The sequence below is a fragment of the Bacillus sp. ok061 genome, assembly GCF_900108285.1.
Lineage (GTDB): Bacteria > Bacillota > Bacilli > Bacillales > Bacillaceae_G > Bacillus_A > Bacillus_A thuringiensis_S.
Genome location: NZ_FNUW01000043.1, coordinates 16,611 through 38,000, shown reverse-complemented (window position 1 = coordinate 38,000; position 21,390 = coordinate 16,611). Strand labels below are relative to the sequence as shown.

Below are 21,390 nucleotides of genomic sequence, written 5' to 3'. Positions count from 1 at the left end.
CCCCCTCCCATTCTGAACGAGCTGCTTACGCTTTTTATTTAAATCCAGTTCCAGCGGCTAGAATCCCCGGTCATTTCACTCTCTCACTCGAAGCAAAGAGCGCTTCAAGGTCGAGAGTTCCAATGCCCTGCGATTCTGAGCGAGCCGCTTCCACTTTTTATTTAATAACCAAGTTTGGTTTTTTATTTAAGCTATGACGACCATCTACGAAGCGAACTGTGCCTGATTTCGCACGCATAACAAGAGATTGCGTTGTTCCTACGCTACCTTTAAATTGAACACCGCGTAATAGTTCTCCATCTGTTACACCTGTTGCTGCAAAGATTGCATCGTCACCTTTTACTAAGTCCTCCATACGAAGGATACGATTAATGTCTTCTATGCCCATTTTTTTACAACGTGCTAATTCAGCTTCGTTTTGTGGCAATAGTTTTCCGTGAATTTCTCCACCTAAACATTTTAAAGCAACCGCTGCTAATACACCTTCAGGTGCTCCACCAGATCCAAATAAAATATCTACACCTGTACGATCAAACGCTGTATTAATCGCTCCAGCTACATCTCCATCATTAATTAATTTAATACGAGCACCAGCTTTACGAATTTCTTCGATAATTTCTTGATGACGTGGGCGATTTAAAACTGTCGCTACAACATCTTCAATATCTTTATTTTTCGCTTTCGCAACTGCACGTAAGTTATCAATAATAGGCGCATCAATGTCGACCGCCCCAACTGCTTCTGGGCCAACCGCGATTTTATCCATGTACATGTCAGGAGCATGTAACAAATTACCATGGTCTGCAATTGCAATAACAGCAAGAGCATTCCAGCCACCAGCTGCTACGATGTTTGTCCCTTCTAAAGGATCAACTGCAACGTCTACACGTGGTCCATATCCTGTACCTAATTTCTCTCCGATATATAGCATTGGTGCTTCATCCATCTCACCTTCACCAATTACAACTGTACCTTTCATCGGAATTGTATCAAATACATCACGCATAGCTGATGTTGCTGCACCGTCTGCTTCATCCTTTTTCCCGCGCCCCATCCAACGCGCTGATGATAATGCTGCAGCCTCTGTTACACGTACTAACTCCATAGATAAACTTCTTTCCACAATAATCCCTCTCCTTTAAGTCTTTATATTTCTGCCGTATTTTGTGAACCGTGTTTTTCTATAAAGTGTACTTCCGCAAGTAGTGATGCTTCGCTTCCCCCTTGCGGAAGTATCACTTATGCGTTCTTCATCTCTTCAATTTCTTGTTTTGTCATTTGTTCTCGCCAAATGTTTGCTCCAAGCCCTTTAAGCTTGTCCACTATATTCTCATAACCTCGATCAATATGCTCAAGTCCTGTTACTTCTGTAATTCCATCTGCCATTAACCCTGCAATAACAAGTGCCGCTCCCGCTCGTAAATCACTCGCCTTCACTTTTGCACCTTGCAGTAACACAGGACCAGTTACAATTGCCGAACGACCTTCTACTTTAATTTGAGCATTCATACGACGTAATTCATCAATGTGTTTGAAACGGGCACCGTAAATTGTATCTGTTACAACTCCCGTCCCATGCGCCTTTGTTAAAAGCGTCGTAAACGGCTGTTGTAAATCCGTTGGAAAACCTGGATATACAAGCGTTTTGATATCAACTACTTTTAACTTTCTATTACCGTTCACCGTAATTTGATCATCGTTCGTTTCAACTTGAACACCAGCTTCTCTTAGCTTTGCAGTAACTGATTCTAAGTGCTGAGGAATAACGTTATCAACCGTTACTTCTCCTCCTGATGCAGCTCCTAGAATCATATACGTACCAGCTTCGATACGATCTGGGATGATAGTATGGTGACAACCATGTAAAGAGTCCACACCATCTATTCGGATTACATCTGTACCAGCACCTTTAATACGTGCTCCCATGCTTGTTAACAATGTAGCTACATCAATAATCTCGGGCTCTTTCGCTGCATTTTCAATAACAGTTCTACCTTTCGCTCGTACAGCTGCTAGCATAATATTAATCGTAGCCCCCACACTAACAACATCTAAATAAATACGTGCTCCATGTAGTTCATCTGCCCTTAAATAGATGGCACCTTGTTCATTTGTAACATGTGCACCCAGCGCTTCAAACCCTTTAATATGCTGATCAATCGGCCTCGGTCCTAAATGACATCCACCCGGAAGCCCAATAACAGCTTTTTTAAAACGGCCAAGCATCGCACCCATTAAATAATAAGAAGCGCGCAACTTTTTCACTTTTCCATTTGGCAAAGGCATTGCAACCATGTTAGAAGGATCGACTACCATCTCTTCCTCCTGTCCATAAGTTACTTTCCCTCCAATTTCCTCTAGTAAGTCTCCTAACATTTTCACGTCCGAAATATTAGGGACACCACCAATAGTTACTGGAGTATCTGCTAAAATTGTCGCTGGAATTAATGCAACGGCACTGTTCTTTGCACCGCTTACTCGAATTGTTCCATTTAAAGCTCTTCCGCCTTCAATTAGCAATTTTTCCATATTGAGCTCCCTTCTTGTGAATGTATTTACTTTCTATCTTTTTATAGAAAGCTCCCCTTAAGAATCTCAATTACTCTTTCCATCCCAAAACTCAATAAATAGGAAACCATTATCTTCATTTCTCCTGTAGCACGAATAGATAAAGATCAACTATTCATCGAATTCACTTTATCAATTTAGATACGTTATCACATTTATTAATAGGACTATGCACATTATTTTCTATTTAAAAACCAAAAATGATAAAATCTTTCGACTTGTTCACGCTTTCATTATACAACGAAAGGAAACCGTCTAAAAGACTAGACGGTTTCCAAAACGGAATTTTATTCTTACGCTTTACCGTTAGAACCGAACTCACGCATTTTACCAGCAACAGTTGCTTTAATAGCGTCGCGGCCAGGTCCAATAAATTTACGAGGATCGTAAACTTCTTGGTCTTTGTTTAATACTTCACGAACAGCTTTTGTAAACTCGATTTGGTTCTCAGTGTTTACGTTGATTTTTGAAGTACCTAAAGAGATAGCTTTTACGATATCAGCAGTTGGGATACCAGTACCACCGTGTAATACTAAAGGTACGCCAGTGAAGTCACGAACTTGTTCCATTTCAGCGAATCCTAAGTTAGGCTCACCTTTGTAAGGACCGTGTACAGAACCTAAAGCTGGAGCTAGGCAATCGATACCTGTTGCTTCAACAAGGTGCTTACACTCTGCTGGGTCAGCGTAAATTACGCCTTCAGCGATTACGTCGTCTTCTTGTCCGCCAACTGTTCCAAGCTCAGCTTCAACAGATACGTTACGAGCGTGTGCGTATTCTACTACTTGTTTAGTAGTTTCAACGTTTTCTTCGAATGGGTGGTGAGAAGCGTCGATCATTACAGATGTGAAACCTGCATCGATTGCTTCTTTACATTTTTCGAAGCTTGAACCATGGTCAAGGTGAATCGCTACAGGAACAGTGATGTTCATTTCTTCGATTAAAGCTTTAACCATAGCTACAACTGTTTTGAAACCAGTCATATGACGAGCTGCACCCTCAGATACACCTAGGATTACAGGAGATTTTTCTTCTTCCGCAGCAGCTAAGATAGCTTGAGTCCACTCTAAGTTGTTCATGTTGAATTGACCAACTGCGTATTTTCCTTCTAGTGCTTTGTTTAGCATTTCTTTCATAGAAACTAAAGGCATGGTGAATCCTCCTAAAAAACGTTTTTTGTATCCGATAAGTTCTTATCGCTGGTAGTATGACCAGAATAAGGTAAAATATGTATATCTACATACCGGACTTTTTTCTACACTCAATAGGATAACAACTTGTACTCAAAAACTCAACCGTATTCACCTGCACAATAGTCCATGTAAACGCTTTTTTCCATATTTTTTATAAAAAATTCATTTTTACGCCTCTACAGCGAGCTCATTTCTCACAGCTTGACGAATTTCATCAATATCAAATGGTTTAGCAAAATGCATTAAAGCACCTAAATCTTTTGCTTCTTGGATCATATCAAGCTCTCCATAAGCAGTCATTAAAATGACTTTAATACTCTCATCAATTTCTTTTACATGCTTTAAAATCTCTATACCATCCATGCCTGGAATTTTCATATCTAATACTACTAAATCCGGATTATCTTTTTTCACGATATCTAAAGCTTGAAATCCATTCGCTGCTTGGAATGTCTGATAACCTTCTTTTTGGAACACTTCATGTAATAACACACGAATCCCATATTGATCATCAACGATTAAAATTTTACCTTCCATAATTCCCAACCTTTCTGTGTAAGTACAAGATTTAAAGCTTCTTATATCTTAACGATTTATTTTCGCTATTCTTTGGCAAATTCCTTCCTATTATTTCTTATTTTACCGTTTCCTATTTTGTTATGCTACCCTACGATTTCACCTTTCTAAAAAAATAAACTATAATGAAAGCCGGCAAACACGTACGAAGGGAGTAACATTATGTTAAAAATTTTTTCAACTCAATTAAGTGGTTATTTCTCCAGAGTTTCTCAAAAAGAAGAAATGAATATAGAAGATAGCGCTCGTTTACTTGCTCAAGCACTAGTTGGCGATGGTTTCATTTATTTATATGGTACAAATGAAATGGATGGCGTTGTTACCGAAGCACTATTCGGTGCTGAACCAATGAAGCAAGCAAAACGCTTATTTGAAAATGGTAAAGAAGCAGAAGTAACCTCTGCGGATCGTGTACTTCTTATTAGCCGTTTTTCAACAGATGAAGCAGTTGTAGAAATTGCAAAAAAACTACAAGAAGAGGGACACTCTATTGTCGGCATTTCTGCTCTTCAAGAAGGTACGAAATCACTGGAACAATATACAGACGTACATATTGATACAAAACTGTTAAAAGGCCTTATTCCAGACGATGAAGGTAATCGCTACGGGTTCCCAAGCTTAATAGTAGCTTTATTTGCTTATCACGGAATTAAATTTACAATCGATGAAATGTTAAACGAATATTAAAAAAAGCGCCGTCACTTTAAAGTGACGGCGCTTTTTTTATTACTTGCTCTCTTTATTCGTAATAGAAGCTCTTACGAAGTCATGGAACAATGGTTGTGGACGGTTTGGACGAGAAACAAGTTCTGGGTGGAACTGTGCTGCTACGAACCAAGGGTGGTCTTTTAATTCAATGATTTCAACTAGACGGCCGTCTGGGCTTGTACCAGAGAATACGAATCCTTCTTTTTCCATATCCGGACGGAACTGGTTGTTGAACTCATAACGATGACGATGACGCTCATATACAACCGGCTCATTATAAGCATTGTAAGCATTTGTTTCTTCAGCAAGCTTACATGGGTATAGACCAAGACGAAGTGTACCACCTAGGTCCTCTACATCTTTTTGTTCTGGTAATAGGTCAATGATTGCGTATGGTGTATCAGGGTTAATTTCAGAAGAGTTAGCACCTTCTAAACCTAATACATTACGTGCGAATTCGATTGATGCAAGTTGCATACCTAAGCAAATTCCTAAGAATGGAACTTTGTTTTCACGAGCATATTGAATCGCAACGATTTTACCTTCTACACCACGATCGCCGAAGCCACCTGGTACAAGGATACCATCTGTGTCTCCTACTAATTCTTGTACATTTTCTGCTGTTACGTGCTCAGCATTTACCCATTTTACTTCTACATCTGTATCGAATGAGTAACCAGCATGACGAAGTGCTTCTACAACAGAAATATATGCATCTTGAAGTTCTACATATTTACCAACAAGAGCGATTTTTGTTTTCTTAGAAAGGTTACGTACTTTGTTAACTAGCGCAGTCCACTCTGTCATATCTGCAGCTGGATTGTCTAATTTTAAGTGGTCACAAACGATTTGGTCCATGTTTTGTTCTTGAAGAGATAATGGAACCGCATATAAAGTATCTGCATCGCGAGCTTCGATAACTGCTTTTGTATCGATGTCACAGAATAATGCAAGCTTGTCTTTCATATCTTGAGAAACAGGCATTTCTGTACGAACAACGATAATGTTTGGTTGAATACCTAAGCTACGAAGTTCTTTAACACTATGTTGTGTTGGTTTTGTCTTCATTTCACCCGCTGCTTTTAAGTACGGGATTAACGTACAGTGAATGTACATTACATTGTCACGACCGATGTCGCTCTTAATTTGACGGATTGCTTCTAAGAATGGTAGAGACTCGATATCACCAACAGTTCCACCGATTTCTGTAATAACAACATCCGCATTTGTTTCACGGCCAGAACGATATACGCGCTCTTTAATTTCGTTAGTAATGTGAGGAATAACTTGAACTGTTCCTCCTAGATATTCACCGCGACGCTCTTTTTGAAGAACTGAAGAGTAAATTTTACCTGTTGTTACGTTGCTGTATTTGTTTAAGTTAATGTCGATAAAACGCTCATAGTGACCAAGGTCTAAGTCAGTTTCTGCGCCATCATCTGTTACGAATACCTCACCGTGTTGGTATGGGCTCATAGTCCCTGGGTCTACGTTAATATATGGATCGAACTTTTGAATCGTTACATTTAAACCACGATTTTTTAAAAGTCTTCCAAGAGATGCTGCTGTAATACCTTTTCCTAAAGACGATACTACACCGCCTGTTACAAAAATATACTTAGTCATGAAAAAGCTCCCTTCTATTTTGCTGTTATATAATCACCGTTGCAAAGCGCAACGTATGTAGATAACACTGTATCCATCTTATTGTTAGACTCTTTTTATTTTCTAAACAAAAAACAAAAAAGAAAATTGCTCCCCTCATCACATAAAGTAACAAGTAGGGAGCAATTTTCTTTTATATTTACACTTTAAAAGTATTATCGTCCTTTTTTAAAGAGCCCAAAAATGATTCTACATGGACGATAATGAAAAGTCAAGAACTACAGTTCTTCCTCTTCTTCTTCAGTTTCGTCATACTCAAGTTCTTCTTCAGCGAAGTCGTCTTCTTCATCTTCATCTAAATCATCAAGATCGTCGTCATCTCCGTCTTCCTCTTCAAGAACCTTGTCCAAATCTTCTACATCATCTTCTTCGTCTGCATTTCCGTCTGCATCGTCAAAGTCATCTTCATCTTCTTCAATGTAGTCGTCAAAACCGTCTTCTTCAACTTTACGTTTCTTCTTCGGTTTTGGCTGCGGTAAGATTTCTTCATCAATTTGCTCATATGGGTACCAGCTGCGTAGTCCCCAACGATTTTCTCCTAAATTAATGAAACGTCCATCGATGTTTAAGTCTGTATAAAATTGTGCGAGTTTCGCATTAACTTGCTCTTGAGATAGTCCCAGCACTTGAGCGATTTCTTGAACCAACTCGTTGAATGTCGTTGCTTGTCTTTTATCCCCTAAAACGCTATGTACAACTTCAATCATTGAACATTCTTTTAGCTCTTCTGGTGAATATTGCTTAAAATTCACTTATGCGGCACTTCCTTTCATCAAATATAACCTTATATATAACGGTCTGCTTAAAAAAATCCATACTATTCATTATAAACAAAAGTCGCACAAATATGCTACAAAAAAAACGGGAAACTTTTATATGGTAATAAAATTAATAATTTGTCTGTTCCTTATTCCGGAAGCATATGGGCACCTTGCAACACATACCTAATTTGCATTTCTGTATATTCTTCGAGCGTATACAGTTTTTGCAGTGCCCAGCGTCTAAACCCCCACATTTGTCCTTGTATAAAAATATTATGTGCAAGAAGCTGTATTTCTTTTTTATTTAATATAAATGTTCCATTTTCCGTACACTGTTCTAAAATATCCTCAAACATTCCTACCATTTGAAACTCTTTTTCTAATACATATGGGAGAGATTCTTTCGGTAAAAAACGTACTTCTTGATACATAATTAATACTTCTTCTTGTAATTCGTCCATCACTTTAAAGTAATTCGTTATCGCTATCTTTAAACTTTCTATACTCCCTTTTTCTGTACACACTACTTCCTCTAATCGTTCTTTTACATGTTCATATATACTATCACAAACTAAATACAAAACATCATCTTTTGTACGAATGTACTCATAAAGTGTCCCTATACTAAATCCAGCCGCTTTTGCAATCTCTCTCGTTGTTGTACGCGGAAATCCTTTTTGTTTAAACAGTTGCACCGCACCTTTAATCATTTGTTCACGTCTTAACGCAACTAATTTTTCATCTTTCACCGATGCATGTACATTATGTTTAACCATTACCTTCACCTCTCTCTATTATTTTTTGGAAGGAAAAAGCGTAGGAAAATACCTACGCTTTCGTTCCTACTTCGTTAGCATACGAGAAATTACAAGCCTCTGAATCTCTTGTGTTCCTTCATATATTTGTGTAATCTTTGCATCTCGCATATAACGCTCTACTGGATAATCTTTCGTATAACCGTAACCACCAAATACTTGCACCGCTTCAGTCGTCACCTTCATCGCTGTATCCCCCGCAAATACTTTTGACATCGCTGATTCTTTTCCATACGGAAGCCCTTCTGATTCAAGCCAAGCCGCTTGATATGTTAAAAGGCGTGCCGCTTCTACATCTGTTGCCATATCCGCAAGTTTAAAGCCAATCCCTTGCTGCGCCGCAATTGGCTTTCCAAATTGATGGCGCTCCCTTGCATATTCTACAGAAGCATCTAAAGCCCCTTGTGCAATACCAACTGCTTGCGCCGCGATACCGTTACGACCTCCATCTAATGTTTGCATCGCAACTTTAAATCCTTGCCCCTCTTCTCCAAGTAGATTCTCTACAGGAATACGGCAATTTTCAAACATAATTTCAGTCGTTGGTGAAGAGCGAATCCCTAGCTTGCTCTCCTTCTTCCCAACTGAAAATCCCGGTGTATCACTTTCTACAATAAATGCACTCGTACCGCGCTGCTTCGATTCAGGATCAGTTAGCGCAAAAACAACATAAATATCAGCAATACCGCCATTTGTAATGAAAATTTTTGATCCATTTAAAATATAATGGTCGCCATCTCTCTTTGCGGTTGTCTTCATTCCACCAGCATCCGATCCAGATCCTGGCTCCGTTAAGCCGTATGCACCAATTTTCTTCCCTTCAGCCATCGGTCGTAAAAACTTTTGCTTTTGTTCTTCTGTCCCAAATTTAAAAATTGGCCATCCAGCAAGTGAAGTATGCGCAGACAGTGTTACACCTGTTGAAGCACAAACTCGAGATAATTCTTCAATAGCAATTACGTACGCTAAGTAATCGCTTCCAATTCCGCCGTATTCTTCAGGCCACGGAATGCCGGTTAAACCAAGCTCTGCCATTTGATCAAATAACTCTCGATCAAATCGCTCTTCCTCATCACGCTCAGCTGCTGTTGGTGCTACTTCATTTTTAGCAAAATCTCGAACCATTTTTCTTATCATTTCATGTTCTTCTGATAGTTTAAAATGCATCTCCGTCTCCCCCTCGCCCTTTTATAAAGCACGGCTAATAACAAGTTTCTGTATTTCACTTGTTCCTTCATATATTTGCGTGATTTTCGCATCACGGAAAAATCGTTCTACTGGATAGTCTTTCGTATAACCGTAACCACCAAATACTTGCACCGCCTCAATCGCGACTTCAACCGCTGTCTTAGAAGCAAATAATTTCGCAATAGATGCTTCTTTACCGCATGGTAATCCTTGTGCCCTAAGAGACGCCGCTCTATATACGAGTAACCTTGCTGCTTCGACACTTGTTGCCATATCTGCAAGCTTGAAGCCAATCCCTTGCTGCGCCGCAATTGGTTTCCCAAATTGCTCTCGTTCTTTTGCATAATCAATTGCACATGCAAGCGCCGCTTCAGCAATTCCTAACGCCTGTGCACCGATTCCAATTCGCCCAACATCTAAATTCGCCATTGCCACCTTGAATCCTTGTCCTTCTTCCCCAAGTAAATTCTCAGCTGGCACTTTCATATCTTCAAAAGTAAGTTGTACCGTACGAGAACCGAGAAGCCCCATCTTATGTTCATCTTTTCCGATGATTAAACCAGGTGTATCTTTCTCTACTATAAATGCAGAAATACCACTTTTTCCTACATCTGGATTTGTAGAAGCGAATACAATGTATGTACTTGCTTCACCACCATTTGTAATAAACACTTTCGATCCATTAATAATGTAATGATCGCCTTTTTTTACAGCTCTTGATTTCAAACTCCCTGCATCTGATCCTGCATTTGGCTCTGTTAAAGCAAATGCGCCTAAATATTCCCCGGTTGCAAGTTTAGAAACATATTTTTTCTTCTGTTCTTCTGTTCCGAAATATAAAATCGGATTCATTCCAACTGACGTATGTACAGCTAAAATTACACCAACTGTTGCACTTACCTTTGAGATTTCCTCAATTGCTAGAATGTAAGAAATAAAATCCATTTCTGCCCCGCCGTATTTTGCAGGCGCTGGAATCCCCATTAATCCAAGCTCACCCATCTTTTGTAAAATCTCTTTTGGGAACACCCCTTGTTCCATACTAGGAACAAAGGGAGCTATTTCCTTCTGTGCAAAATCCCGAACCATTTTCCTCATCATTTGCTGCTCTTCATTAAAACGAAAGTTCATATACTCCGCCTCCATTTGCTATATATCCTTTTAACAATTTGGTAAGACCACTATTTTGTAACAAAGGGGGCATTTATTCGTAAACGTAGAATCCACGACCTGTTTTACGCCCTAACCATCCTGCATTCACATACTTACGTAATAACGGACATGGGCGATATTTACTATCTCCTAATCCTTCATGCAACACTTCCATAATGTATAAACACGTATCTAAACCGATAAAATCAGCGAGCGTCAAAGGCCCCATCGGATGGTTCATACCAAGCTTCATTACTTCATCAATTGCTTCTTTCGTCGCTACACCTTCATATAACGTATAAATTGCTTCGTTAATCATCGGTAGCAAAATGCGGTTTGATACAAAACCTGGGAAGTCATTCACTTCAACTGGTACTTTCCCAATTTTTTTCGTAATATCTTCAATTGCTTCATATACCGCATCATCTGTAGCCAAACCACGAATAATCTCAACAAGCTTCATAACTGGAACTGGATTCATAAAGTGCATGCCGATTACTTTTTCCGGACGCTTCGTTACCGCTGCAATTTCTGTAATTGGCAGAGATGAAGTATTCGTCGCTAAAATTGCGTGTTCTGGAGCAATTTCATCTAGATTCGCAAAGATTTTCTTTTTAATATCCATTTTCTCAACAGCTGCTTCAATAATAAGATCCGCTTCTTTCACACAATCTAAATCAAGCGTTACTGTAAGACGATTTAATGTCGCTTCCTTCTCTTCTTCCTTCATGCGTCCTTTTTCTACTTGGCGCACTAAGTTTTTCGTAATAATAGCCAATCCTCTATCTAATTGCTCTTTTTTTAAATCTTGTACCTTCACGTCATATCCTGCCATTGCACATACTTGCGCAATTCCTGATCCCATTTGTCCTGCACCAATTACAACAATGTTTTGTACACCCATTTTTTCTTCCCCCTTAATTGTTAATAAATTTTATACCCTCGAACTTTAATTAGTGAACTTCAATCATCACTGCATCCCCTTGACCGCCACCGCTACAAATCGAAGCAATTCCAATTCCGCCGCCGCGCTGCTTAAGTGCATGGATTAATGTTACGATAATGCGCGCTCCGCTTGCTCCAATCGGATGTCCCATCGCCACTGCGCCGCCATTTACATTCAATTTTTCTGGATCAATTCCTGCGATTTCTGTACTTGCAATTGCTACCGCTGCAAATGCTTCATTAATCTCGAATAAATCGATGTCTTCAATTTTCTTGCCTGTTTTTTCAAGCAATGCGTTAATTGCATAACCTGGCGTTCTTGGGAAATCCTTAGATTCCACTGCAATTGCTGTATGCGCCAAAATTGTCGCTAATGGCTTTCTTCCTTCTTGCTTCGCTCTGTCTTCGCCCATTAATACAAGTGCGGCACCACCATCGTTTAGTCCCGGTGCATTACCAGCTGTCACCGCCGCTGTCTTATCAAATACAGGTTTTAACTTTGCTAACTTTTCAATCGTTGTATCTTCACGTGGCGCCTCATCCTTTGCAACGACAATAGGATCGCCTTTTCTTTGCGGGATCGTTACTGGAACGATCTCCTCTTCAAAACGTCCTTCTTTATGCGCTGAAACCGCACGCTGATGGCTACGATATGCCCATTCATCTTGCGCTTCGCGAGAAATTCCATCTTCCTTCGCAACTTCTCCGCCATAAACACCCATGTGTGTACCTGAAAATGCGCATGTTAAACCGTCAGCAACGTTTAAATCAATAACTTCGTTGTTGCCCATTCTGTATCCCCATCTTGCTCCGCGTAAAATGTAAGGACTGTTACTCATCGACTCCATACCACCAGCTACAATCAGTGATTGATCGCCAGTACGAATAATCTGATCCGCTAACGTAACCGCACGAAGGCCTGATGCACAAACTTTATTCACTGTTTCCGTCTGCACTTCCCAAGGGATTCCAGCAGCCCTCGCAGCTTGGCGCGATGGAATTTGTCCCTGTCCACCTTGAATAACCGTTCCAAATATAACTTCTTCAACATCACTAGCCGCAACATTTGCTCTTTCAAGCGCTGCTTTAATTGCAATTCCTCCAAGTTCCGTCGCTTTTACATCTTTTAAAGATCCTCCAAATTTTCCAACTGGTGTTCTTGCAGCACTTAAAATAACTGTTTTACTCATGTTTCTTTCCCCCATTTCATTTTTTAACACTGAGCGCTCGCTCGGTATCCCTACGTTGAGAAGAGGTGCAATCATTGCACCTCTTTCTAAAGTTGTATACATTCTTATAAACTACATCGCTTCTTTTTTCTGTCCGATAACAGATCGTTCTAAAATCTCTGTCACATCAAGAGTTTGAACTTTCTCTTCTACCTCTTTCGCTTTCGTTCCATCACTGATCATCGTTAAGCAATATGGACAACCTGTACCGATAATGGATGGCTGTACAGCTAATGCTTGTTCTGTACGAGCAACGTTAATACGTGAACCTGTTGTTTCTTCCATCCACATTAAGCCACCACCTGCGCCACAGCACATTCCCGTTTCACGGTTACGTGCCATTTCTACAAGATTCACTCCAGGAATCGCTTTCAAAATGTCACGTGGCGCTTCGTACACTTCGTTGTATCTTCCTAAATAACAGGAATCATGGTACGTAACTGTTTCTTTAATAGCGTGAACAGGCTTTAAGCGCCCTTCTTTCACCCACTGAGCTAACAATTCTGTATGATGATAGACTTCTGCTTGCAAGCCAAAGTCCGGATACTCATTTTTAAATGTGTTATAAGCATGAGGATCAATCGTAACGATTTTCTTCACTCCTGCCTTTTCAAATTCTTCGATATTCTTTGTCGCCATCTCTTGGAATACAAATTCATTTCCGAGGCGGCGTGGTGTATCTCCAGAATTCTTTTCTTTATTACCGAGAATTGCGAATGAAATGCCTGCTTCGTTCATTAACTTTGCAAATGATATTGCAATCTTCTGACTACGGTTGTCGTATGATCCCATTGAACCAACCCAGAATAAATACTCGAATTCCTCACCAGCTTTTGATTTTTCTTTTACAGTTGGAACTGTTACTTCATCATCACCTTGGCGCCATGTTTCACGCTCTTTACGGTTCAGACCCCACGGATTTCCTTGACGCTCGATGTTTGTCATCGCGCGTTGTGCTTCCGCGTCCATTTTTCCTTCTGTTAAAACGAGATATCGACGTAAATCAATAATTTTGTCAACATGCTCATTCATAACTGGACATTGATCTTCACAGTTACGACACGTTGTACATGCCCAAATCTCTTCTTCTGTAATAACATCTCCGATTAAACTCGGATCGTAAGCGAGCGTTGTAGCCGCTGATTCTTGTTGTCCTTTTCCAGCTGCCATCATCGCTAACTGATTTCCTTGTGTATTATTGAAGGCAACTACTGGAACCCACGGTGCTTTTGATGTTACCGCAGCCCCTTTATCAGTTAAATGATCGCGAAGTTTTAAAATTAAGTCCATCGGCGATAACATTTTTCCTGTGCCTGTTGCTGGACACATATTTGTACAACGGCCACACTCTACACAAGCGTATAAGTCAATAAGTTGATTTTGTCTAAAGTCTTCAATTTTACCAACACCAAATGTTTCTTGCGTTTCATCTTCAAAATCAATCTTTTCAAGCTTCCCTGGGTTTGAAATACGACCGAAAAATACATTAGCTGGTCCCGCAATTAAATGCGCATGTTTTGACTGTGGAACATACACTAAAAACGTTAACATAATTAGTAACTGCGCCCACCGAGAGAAATAGAACACTGAAATGGCTACGGTTTCATTTATCCCGCTAAAAACGTAAGCGATTGCAGAAGCAATTGGTTCACTCCATGAAAGCTCCTCGCCATGCCATATAAGTCCCATACCGTTACCAAGTAGCACAGAAATCATTAAACCACCGATAAAGATAAGAACAAGACCTGATTTGAAGTTACGTTTTAAACGAACAAGCTTTTCTACATAACGTCTATGAAAAGCCCAAAATACTGCAATTAAAATAACAAGTGTGACAATTTCCTGGAAGAATGTAAATGCAGGGTATAGTGGTCCAAGTGGAAGATGTGATCCTGGTGCGAGTCCTTTCCAAACGAAGTCAATTGCTCCAAATTGGACAAGAATAAATCCGTAAAAGAACATAACGTGAATGATGCCGCTTTTCTTATCTTTCAGCAGCTTTTTCTGACCGAAAACATTGACCTTAAGGAGATTCCAACGCTCTTTAAAACGACGGTCAAATTCAATTTTTTTTCCTAATTGTATGTAGGCTATTCTCGTCCGTATAAGATATACAAACAAATATCCTGCATAAGCAATAACAGCAATGGCAGCCAGCCAATTAATGATCAGTAAGCTATTCATTTTTATGCTACCCCTCTCTTTGTAAGATCTCTTTATTTTTAGAATCTTCAAAAATATATAATTTTCTGAATTATATCCCCTACCCCCATTATATAATGAGTGAGCATTCAGTCAACAGTTTTTTGTTATAGAACAACACATTTTTTCATAAAGCTGTTTATTTCGGTGAAACTATAAAGTGAAACTTTAATCAGTGCAACATACTATCCTCTGATGAAATTTATAATAACAACCGTGCTACCCGTATCATTTGTAACACACTGAAGGTGAAAAGAATGCGAAGGAGGGAATTCACTGATGCTCTACTTATCTCTTTTGTTAATATCCGTTGCTCTTTGGATTACAATTGACCTTTCATACGGGAGACTTCTTCATTTAAAGCGGGTAAGCTCTCGCACTTTCCCTTTACGTCAAAGTGATTTTCACCTTTATACATACGGGAAAGATTTGTATGACGCCTTATTTACGGATATAAAACAAGCACAGCACCACATTCATATTTTATTCTTCATTGTAAAAAACGATAAAATCAGTCGTGAATTTTTAAAGTTGCTGATTGATAAGGCTCAGGAAGGAATTGAAGTACGACTTTTACTTGATCGATTTGGCAGCCACTATTTATCAAACGAAGCTATTCGCTCCCTGCGAAAACATGGTGTATCTTTTTCATTTTGTCATAAGGTAAAATTTCCTCTGCTTTTCTTTTCTGCCAATCAAAGAAATCATAGAAAAATTACAGTGATTGATGGGAAAACTGGCTATATCGGGGGATTTAATATCGGCGAAGAGTATCTAGGGCATAATGAATATTTAGGATTATGGCGAGACTATCATTTACGTCTTACAGGAGAAGGGGTTCAAGATTTACAAAAGCAATTTTTGCATGACTGGTTTGATGATACGAAACAGAATTTTTTGGATGCTTCTCTTTATTTTCCAAAACAAAACAAAGGTACCATAATGCATCGATTTATTCCGACTGATGGTGCTTATTTACAGCATACTTTTTTACATTTAATTAACGAAGCAAAAAAAGAAATCTGTATCGGTACACCATATTTCATTCCTGGAAAAAAAATTATGAATGCCTTATTAAAAGCAAGAGAAAGAGGGGTTCAAATCACAATTCTCGTCCCAGAAAAAGCTGATCATCCTCTCGTTCGAGAAGCAAAATTCCCGTACTGCCGAAAATTAATACAGGCTGGTTGCAATATTTACGCATTTCAACAAGGCTTTTTTCACGCCAAAATTATTATAGTGGATGATGATATTTGTGATATCGGAACAGCAAACTTTGATATGAGAAGTTTATATATTAACCATGAAATAAACTGCCTGTTATATAATAAACAGTTCATTCGAACAGTAAAAAATAAATTCCATGAAGATCTAGAGAATGCATCCGTACTTTCCTATAGCGATGTAAACCCACCTTCTCTTATCGATAGAGGAAAGGAATGGATTGGAACAATGCTTGCTTTCTTTTTATAGGAAAGACAATGAATAAAAGAGGTGTATCTCATATGATTATGCGGTTTGGATATGTCTCAAATGCAATGGCACTCTGGGACTGTTCTCCTGCCAAAACAATGACGTTTACAAGCTTTAAAAAACTGAGTAAACAAGAGCGAGAAGACAAACTGTACCATGTTATAAGGCAAAATTTAGAGCACACAATACGTATCCTTCATTACAATATAGCGCATGAAATCCCGCTATATCGCCTATCGTCTTCCATCGTCCCACTGGCAACACACCCCGAAGTCGAGTTTGACTATATTGGGGTATTCACACCACTTTGGCGTAAAATAGGAGCTTTAATTAAAGAACACAATTTACGAATAAGTTTTCATCCAAATCAATTTACGTTATTTACAAGCGACAAGCCACATATTACTACTAACGCTATTACGGATATGACTTATCATTATAAAATATTGGATGCTATAGGCATTGCAGATTCTTCTTACATTAACATTCATGTAGGTGGAGCCTATGGAAATAAAGAAAAGGCAATTGAGCGCTTCCATGAAAACATAAAAAAACTTCCTGCACATATAAAAAAACAAATGACTCTTGAAAATGATGATAAAACGTATACAACTTCTGAAACTTTATCAATTTGCCAAAAAGAAAATATCCCATTTGTATTTGATTATCATCATCATATGGCCAATCTTTGCGAGGAACCACTAGAAGAGTTGCTTCCTGCAATTTTTGAAACTTGGTCACATACAAATATCTCTCCTAAAGTTCACATTTCCTCCCCAAGATCGGAAAAAGAATTTAGGGCTCATGCTGAATATATCGATTTAGAGTTTATTAAGCCCTTCTTACACGTTGCAAAAAAAAACAATCATAATTTCGATATTATGATTGAAAGTAAACAAAAAGACTTAGCACTATTCCGATTAATAGATGAACTTTCTGCTATAAGAGGCATTAAAAGAATAAGTGGTGCAATGTTACAGTGGTAAATTGTAACTTTGCACCATTTTTTCAAAAAAGTAATTTTTATAGTAAAAAACATCCTATTTTATATGCTATTATTTAAATTAGCATTCCCCCGAGATTCAACTTTATTGAAACGGAGTCATAATATGATTAATCAAAAAAAGTATGTACAATTTGTCATAATATACATATCTATATTTGCTCTTTGGATACTCTTTATTCCAAATGAGTCGCATATAAAGGAAATTGGGATTCTTTTCTTATTCTGTTTTGCTGCACTTTTTTCTTGCCACTGTTTATATAAAGCTATTAAAAAAATGAAACGCAGTGATAAACTATTTTGGATTTTATTACTATGCACTTGCCTATGTGGATTAGTTATGGAGATAACCCTATTTCTTAGTTCGATTTCCATGAATAATCAATCTATATTTTCGTATAAAGCATTACCTTTTTTTATCATACAATATATTTTGCTCTTTGTTGGATTTGCTATAAAGTTTATAAAAAATTACTCTATTAAGGGACTTTCTCAATTCTCATTCGATAGCATCTTTATTATTATTATGAACATTTATTTCACCTTAACTTTTATCTTAGATATTTCAAGCTTCCGCATGTTAACAAAGGATACTTGGATTTTAATTGGGTATTTCATTGCACAATCATTAGTAATTTACGCCGTTATTAGCCTATATAGAAGAGAACAATATTCTTCTAGTAGAGTCGCATTAATTATCGGTTTCACTATTATACTCGTATACGGTTATATTCATCTGTTTCAATTGAATTTTGGGATGAAAACTTCCGCTGAAATTAATTATTTAATACACACTGCTTCTATTTTATTAATTGGACTTTCTTCCATACTATATATTTTGGATAAACCAATGCAGCATGAAACGAAAGCAAAATATTATCGATTCGATTATATACGTTTTATACTACCTTATTTTAGTATAATTATTACTTTTTCTTTTATTATCATTCAACCTTGGGATGATAAATTCATGTTAATCGGCCTCGTGTTATCACTTATTTTGTTATTCTTGCGGCAACTTTACATGTGGAAAGATAATCAAGCACTAATCCATACATATGAACAGTTGACTACACAACTAGAGGGCGAAGTTGAAGAAGGTGCATTTGCATTATCAAAAAGTGAACAACGCTATAAATCTTTATTCGAAGATCATCCCGATGCCGTTTTCTCTTTAAATATGAATGGCATTTTTCAACAATCTAATAAGGCATGCGAAAGCTTATTTACTGCCTATTATTGCGAAGTGGCAAGCTATTCTCTGGTACACTTCATTGATTCAAAAGACCACGAACTACTAAAGAGGGCTTTACAAATTACAAAGGAAGGTAAGCCACAAACGTTAGAAGTTCGTACAAAAGAACAAGAAGGCTATTATTATTATCTCCATATTACACTTATCCCCACTTTTATAAACAAAGAAGTGGTCGGAATGTTTGGGATAGCGCGTGATATTACCACTTTATATGAGAAACAAAAACAAGTAGAACATTTAGCCTTTCACGATGCACTTACTGGATTACCAAATCGCCGAAAGTTCGAAAAAGATTTAAAAGCCATTTTGAATACAGCCCAAACTAACGCAAATGATGTCGCCGTCATATTCCTTGATTTAGATCGATTTAAAAAAATTAACGATAGACTTGGCCATGACGTCGGAGATTTATTATTAATTGAAGTAGCAAACAGACTACGCGGTTGCTTGCGTTCAAAAGATGTCGTCGCTCGCCAAGGTGGAGATGAGTTTACCATTCTATTACCAGAAATGTACTCAGAAAAAAGTGCAATTTTTATAGCTGAACAGATTTTAACTATTTTAAACAAACCATTCTTCATTCAAGGCGAAGAACTCTCTATTACACCAAGTATCGGAATTGCGATGTATCCTGATTATGGAACTGATGTAAATGAGTTAATGAAAAATGCTGATATGGCTATGTACCGTGCGAAGGCAAATGGAAAAAACAGATTTGTTTTCTTCTCAAAAGAAATGAGTATCGCTCAAAATGAAATTCAATTCTTAGAAGGTGAACTTTCAAAAGCATTACAACAAAATGAATTTTTCCTTGAATACCAACCACAAGTAAGCACAAAAACAAAAGAAATTATCGGTTTTGAAGCATTAATACGTTGGAAGCATCCAAAACTCGGTATCGTATCTCCTGCCCAATTTATTCCTCTAGCAGAGGAAACTGGTTTTATTATTGAACTTGGTAATTGGATTTTACGTACTGCCTGTTTAGAGGCAAAAAGATGGCATAATCAAGGTTTTTCTCACTTAAAAGTTGGTGTGAATTTATCTGTTGTTCAATTTAACCATGCAGATTTAATCCCAACTATTTCAAAGGTGTTAGAAGAAACAGAACTGAAACCAGAAGCACTAGATATTGAAATTACGGAAAGCATCGCAATTAATCAAAATCAATCTGTAGTTGCAAAACTAGAACAGCTTCAAAATCTCGGCATTCAAATTTCAATCGATGACTTTGGAACTGGTTATAGTTCTTTAGCTTATTTAACAAAATATCCAATTAACACATTAAAAATTGCTCGAGAGTTTATTTGTGGAATTACAAATAGTCCTTTAGAAGAAGCAATTGTCTCTTCCATTATTACACTATCAAAAGAACTAAATTTAGAAGTGATTGCAGAAGGTGTAGAAACGGAAGAAGAATGGGAATTTTTACATAGACAAAATTGTGATCACATTCAAGGATTCTTTATTAGCAAACCTGTTTCTAGTAAAGACGTTTGGATGTTACTCCATAAAAAAACAACCGTCTAAGTAAGGCGGTTGTTTTTTAAAACTCAAAAGGCATATCTGAAGCTAATTGTACCTCTTGATCATCATGAGAAATTACTTGGCTTTTCTCTAAAGCTGTATCTGCTAATGAAATACCCCATGTCATTGCTAACGTTAATAAACTACCAATAAGTAGTTTCTTCATATTCCATCACCCACATTTTTTCTTTTAATATATCATGAAAATTTATCCATACATTATGCAATTATGCATATTTAGTTTTTGTGTTATTTTATTTCTTCATTTTTTTCATAAACTTTTCTTTATACGTATGCATTTCTAATATATCAAAAAAGAAACAAGCTTTTTCATAAGCCTCTTCACTCTCTGTCTCATCATAGCCTAGCTTTTCCAAGCATTCACCTTTTTGATAGTATAGCTGCCCAATCAATGCCATACTATTGATTCGACACGATATTTCAATAGCTTTATTTATTTGAAAAAGAGCCTCTTCATATTGATTATCTAAGTATAATGTTTTTGCATAATTATGTCTTACCTTCACATCAAACTCTTTATTTTCAGGTAATACCTCTAATTGCTTTAATATACCTTCAAATAACTCCATACCCTTCTTAAAGTAACCATTTTCAGCATAAATATTTGCAATTGCATTCTCTATATAAAGATTTTGGTACACATCAATCCCAGTTAATTGTTGGTTTAACAATTTTTTTAATTCTAAAATACAATATTCATAATCACTTTTCTTCAATACATAAGCTGCTACATGATATTGCCATTGAAGAAATTGCTGAAACTCCGGATGATATTCTTCCTTTTTCAGCTCATTCCATACTTTATTATAAATTTCTTTATATTTCTTTTGCTTACAAAGCATAATGATTTGATCTTTTAACTGCTTTTTCCTCTCAATATCGGAATAAATGAGTACCTCATAAAAATGAATAATGGGAACTTGTAACTTTGCTGCAATACCTTGCAATATATCCATACTTGGGTATACCGCACCCGATTCAATTCTGCTTACTTCCGATTGATGACATATGTTCTCGGATAACTGTTTTTGTGTTAATCCTCTTAACACTCTAATTTTCTTAATTTCACTTCCTAATTTCTCTGCTTGCATACTTACTCACCATCCCAT

18 protein-coding genes are annotated in these 21,390 nt (G+C 37.6%); 4 read left to right on the top strand and 14 right to left on the bottom strand.

The features are described from left to right. Window positions 1-157: 157 nt before the first annotated feature. The 4 genes from glpX to spo0F all read right to left on the bottom strand — a co-directional run bounded on the left by glpX (window position 158) and on the right by spo0F (window position 4,298). Window positions 158-1,123, bottom strand: coding sequence for a class II fructose-bisphosphatase (gene glpX, locus C4S65_RS31255; protein WP_000442340.1), 966 nt, complete (start codon window positions 1,121-1,123; stop codon window positions 158-160). 116 nt (window positions 1,124-1,239) lie between these two features. After that, window positions 1,240-2,529, bottom strand: coding sequence for a UDP-N-acetylglucosamine 1-carboxyvinyltransferase (murA, locus tag C4S65_RS31245; RefSeq protein WP_000413248.1), 1,290 nt, complete (start codon window positions 2,527-2,529; stop codon window positions 1,240-1,242). A 332-nt stretch (window positions 2,530-2,861) separates the two neighbouring features. After that, complete coding sequence (locus C4S65_RS31240) at window positions 2,862-3,719, bottom strand: class II fructose-bisphosphate aldolase (protein ID WP_001131856.1); 858 nt, start codon at window positions 3,717-3,719, stop codon at window positions 2,862-2,864. A gap of 210 nt (window positions 3,720-3,929) precedes the next feature. Further along, window positions 3,930-4,298: a sporulation initiation phosphotransferase Spo0F gene (gene spo0F, locus C4S65_RS31235; RefSeq protein WP_000398594.1), complete on the bottom strand. Its 369-nt coding sequence runs from the start codon at window positions 4,296-4,298 to the stop codon at window positions 3,930-3,932. Between the two features lie 201 nt (window positions 4,299-4,499). Between spo0F and C4S65_RS31230 the strand changes: the two genes are divergently transcribed. Beyond that, window positions 4,500-5,024, top strand: coding sequence for a DUF2529 domain-containing protein (locus tag C4S65_RS31230; RefSeq protein ID WP_000912410.1), 525 nt, complete (start codon window positions 4,500-4,502; stop codon window positions 5,022-5,024). A 39-nt stretch (window positions 5,025-5,063) separates the two neighbouring features. Here the strand turns inward: C4S65_RS31230 and pyrG are convergent, their stop codons facing one another. The 8 genes from pyrG to C4S65_RS31190 form a co-directional block, all read right to left on the bottom strand. Further along, on the bottom strand, window positions 5,064-6,671 hold the full coding sequence (gene pyrG / locus C4S65_RS31225; protein ID WP_000170461.1) for a CTP synthase: 1,608 nt from the start codon (window positions 6,669-6,671) through the stop codon (window positions 5,064-5,066). 257 nt (window positions 6,672-6,928) lie between these two features. Continuing rightward, the gene (rpoE, locus tag C4S65_RS31220; protein ID WP_001009773.1) at window positions 6,929-7,462 is read right to left on the bottom strand and encodes a DNA-directed RNA polymerase subunit delta; all 534 of its coding nucleotides are present in this window, start codon (window positions 7,460-7,462) and stop codon (window positions 6,929-6,931) included. 155 nt (window positions 7,463-7,617) lie between these two features. Continuing rightward, on the bottom strand, window positions 7,618-8,247 hold the full coding sequence (locus C4S65_RS31215) for a TetR/AcrR family transcriptional regulator (protein WP_000238593.1): 630 nt from the start codon (window positions 8,245-8,247) through the stop codon (window positions 7,618-7,620). A gap of 66 nt (window positions 8,248-8,313) precedes the next feature. Continuing rightward, window positions 8,314-9,453: an acyl-CoA dehydrogenase AcdA gene (acdA, locus tag C4S65_RS31210; protein WP_000545550.1), complete on the bottom strand. Its 1,140-nt coding sequence runs from the start codon at window positions 9,451-9,453 to the stop codon at window positions 8,314-8,316. Between the two features lie 21 nt (window positions 9,454-9,474). Next, the gene (locus C4S65_RS31205; RefSeq protein ID WP_001011172.1) at window positions 9,475-10,605 is read right to left on the bottom strand and encodes an acyl-CoA dehydrogenase family protein; all 1,131 of its coding nucleotides are present in this window, start codon (window positions 10,603-10,605) and stop codon (window positions 9,475-9,477) included. A 73-nt stretch (window positions 10,606-10,678) separates the two neighbouring features. Beyond that, on the bottom strand, window positions 10,679-11,530 hold the full coding sequence (locus C4S65_RS31200; RefSeq protein WP_000538872.1) for a 3-hydroxybutyryl-CoA dehydrogenase: 852 nt from the start codon (window positions 11,528-11,530) through the stop codon (window positions 10,679-10,681). Between the two features lie 49 nt (window positions 11,531-11,579). Then, a complete protein-coding gene (locus tag C4S65_RS31195; RefSeq protein WP_140337920.1) occupies window positions 11,580-12,863 on the bottom strand; it encodes an acetyl-CoA C-acetyltransferase in 1,284 nt (427 codons plus the stop codon). A 9-nt stretch (window positions 12,864-12,872) separates the two neighbouring features. Next, window positions 12,873-14,984 (bottom strand): (Fe-S)-binding protein, encoded by a 2,112-nt coding sequence (locus C4S65_RS31190; protein WP_103945798.1) that lies wholly within the window; start codon window positions 14,982-14,984, stop codon window positions 12,873-12,875. Window positions 14,985-15,281: 297 nt separating this feature from the next. Here C4S65_RS31190 and cls point away from each other — a divergent pair, with 297 nt between their 5' ends. From cls to C4S65_RS31175, 3 genes are all read left to right on the top strand, one after another. Next, window positions 15,282-16,475, top strand: coding sequence for a cardiolipin synthase (cls, locus tag C4S65_RS31185; protein WP_086407137.1), 1,194 nt, complete (start codon window positions 15,282-15,284; stop codon window positions 16,473-16,475). A 32-nt stretch (window positions 16,476-16,507) separates the two neighbouring features. Further along, window positions 16,508-17,461, top strand: a complete 954-nt coding sequence (gene uvsE, locus C4S65_RS31180) for a UV DNA damage repair endonuclease UvsE (RefSeq protein WP_042973463.1) — start codon at window positions 16,508-16,510, stop codon at window positions 17,459-17,461. 123 nt (window positions 17,462-17,584) lie between these two features. Continuing rightward, the gene (locus C4S65_RS31175) at window positions 17,585-20,263 is read left to right on the top strand and encodes a DUF4084 domain-containing protein (RefSeq protein WP_042972869.1); all 2,679 of its coding nucleotides are present in this window, start codon (window positions 17,585-17,587) and stop codon (window positions 20,261-20,263) included. 16 nt (window positions 20,264-20,279) lie between these two features. Here the strand turns inward: C4S65_RS31175 and C4S65_RS31170 are convergent, their stop codons facing one another. After that, complete coding sequence (locus C4S65_RS31170) at window positions 20,280-20,426, bottom strand: quorum-sensing peptide PapR (protein WP_000734744.1); 147 nt, start codon at window positions 20,424-20,426, stop codon at window positions 20,280-20,282. A gap of 88 nt (window positions 20,427-20,514) precedes the next feature. Then, complete coding sequence (locus C4S65_RS31165) at window positions 20,515-21,372, bottom strand: helix-turn-helix domain-containing protein (RefSeq protein ID WP_001147496.1); 858 nt, start codon at window positions 21,370-21,372, stop codon at window positions 20,515-20,517. Window positions 21,373-21,390: the final 18 nt, after the last annotated feature.